This is a genomic window from Vibrio sp. AIC-3 (assembly GCF_013114515.1).
GTDB classification, from domain to species: Bacteria; Pseudomonadota; Gammaproteobacteria; order Enterobacterales; family Vibrionaceae; genus Vibrio; species Vibrio crassostreae_C.
The window spans coordinates 1-1,304 of sequence record NZ_VTXG01000066.1; the positions used below are offsets into that span (position 1 = coordinate 1).

Here is a 1,304-nt window from a genome sequence, read left to right on the forward strand (position 1 = left end):
GAGGGTGTCCCGAATTCTGTGTAACTGTCTAGACTTAAGCCTTTAAGGCTAAGGATGGACAATATGGATAAGAAAGCACTTGAAGCGTTTGCTCGTGAAGCAGCAAAGTCAATTAAGACAGAATCTGATCTTGATGACTTCAGAAAAATGTTGACCAAGGTGACCGTTGAAACGGCATTAAATGCTGAGCTTGATGAGCACCTTGGGTATCAAAAACACCAACCTAGAACGAGCTCCAACTCCCGTAACGGCTATTCGGGCAAATCAATCATCACCGACGATGGAGAGGTCGATATCGACGTCCCTCGCGACCGTGAAGCTAGTTTTGAACCTCAACTCGTACGCAAGCACCAAACTCGATTCCAATCCATGGACGACAAGATATTGAGCCTGTATGCGAAAGGCATGACCACACGTGAAATCGTCGCAACGTTCAAGGAAATGTATGATGCTGATGTCTCGCCAACGTTGATATCAAAGGTGACCGACTCGGTACTCGAGCAAGTGATTGAATGGCAGTCGCGACCTCTCGACGAAATTTACCCTATCGTCTATCTCGATTGCATCGTGGTTAAGGTGCGTCAAGACAAGCAAGTCATCAACAAAGCGGTCTATCTTGCGTTAGGCGTCAACATGGAAGGCCAAAAAGAACTGCTCGGCATGTGGCTCTCTGAAACGGAAGGTGCCAAGTTCTGGCTTAACGTGCTGACTGAGCTTCAAAACCGTGGGGTAAAAGACATCCTTATCGCTTGCGTTGACGGGCTAAAAGGCTTTCCTGACGCCATTAACACTGCGTTCCCAGAGACGCAAATACAGCTCTGTATCGTCCACATGGTGCGAAACTCGGTCAAATACGTCCCTTGGAAAGACTACAAAGCCGTGACGACTGACCTGAAGAAAATCTATCAATCAGCCACAGAAGATGAGGCACTGCTGGCTCTAGAGCAGTTCTCTGACCGATGGGATAGTAAGTATCCTCAAATCAGTCGTTCTTGGACGGCGCATTGGGACAACCTCAACACCTTGTTTAACTACCCAGAGGATATTCGCCGAGCCATTTACACGACTAACGCCATTGAATCCCTCAACAGCGTTATTAGAAAAGCGATCAAGAAGCGCAAGCTGTTCCCAACGGATGAATCAGCTAGAAAGGTGATCTACCTGGCTATCCGAGATGCTTCCAAGAAGTGGACGATGCCGATTAGAAACTGGCGACAAGCTCTAAACCGCTTTATGATTATGTTCGAAGACAGACTCACTGAATACATGTAACCCCGACAGTTACACAGAATTATTTACAGGGT

1 protein-coding gene is annotated in these 1,304 nt (G+C 47.2%); it reads left to right on the top strand.

Annotation, left to right across the window (positions count from 1 at the left end; translation table 11 throughout):
• Nucleotides 1-63: 63 nt before the first annotated feature.
• Nucleotides 64-1,272 carry an IS256 family transposase gene (locus F0229_RS21590; protein WP_171733690.1) on the top strand — a complete coding sequence of 403 codons (1,209 nt, stop codon included), beginning with the start codon at nucleotides 64-66 and terminating at the stop codon, nucleotides 1,270-1,272.
• The last annotated feature ends 32 nt before the right edge of the window (nucleotides 1,273-1,304 follow it).

Bases quoted from the DNA above. Each gene is read 5' to 3' on its own strand.
- F0229_RS21590 (WP_171733690.1), top strand. From the start codon at position 64: ATGGATAAGAAAGCACTTGAAGCGTTTGCTCGTGAAGCAGCAAAGTCA.